The sequence below is a fragment of the Ancylomarina euxina genome (assembly GCF_003863355.1).
Taxonomy (GTDB): Bacteria; Bacteroidota; Bacteroidia; order Bacteroidales; family Marinifilaceae; genus Ancylomarina; species Ancylomarina euxinus.
On record NZ_QQWG01000069.1, the window covers coordinates 1 to 515 of the forward strand.

Consider the following 515-nt stretch of genomic DNA (forward strand, 5'->3'; position numbering starts at 1 on the left):
CGCTGCAATAGTCAGTGTTCCATTAGCCAATGTATAATCTGTACCACTGCCTGTTGCCGTTCCTGTAACGGTGTAATCAACTGAAACTGTTAATCCACTTGCAGCTGATAAATCAACTTGTAAATTCACACTACTTGCTGATTCTAAACCACTTGAACTTGTCAAATTTAAGGCTATTGTTGGTGTTGCATCATCATCATTAATTGTATATGTATAAACAGTATTAGTTCCTAAAGTAGCATTTGAAGGATTCGACAAGGTTACAATCACTGTTTCGTTATTCTCATCCAGTAAATCATCCACAATACTTTCGATTGTGATATTATCACTGGCATCTCCCGCTGCAATACTTAATATCCCGTCAGCCAGTGTATAATCTGTTCCACTGCCTGTTGCTGTTCCTGTAACGGTGTAATCAACTGCAACTGTTAATCCACTAGCTGACGATAAATCAACTTGTAAATTTGCACTACTTACAGATTCTGCTCCATTAGAACTACTTAAATTAAAAGCTA

General features: G+C 37.3%; 1 protein-coding gene. It reads right to left on the reverse strand.

Annotated features, from left to right (window positions below):
- The coding region (locus DWB61_RS17600; protein ID WP_225423421.1) for a Calx-beta domain-containing protein at window positions 1–515 on the reverse strand (515 nt) is incomplete at both ends.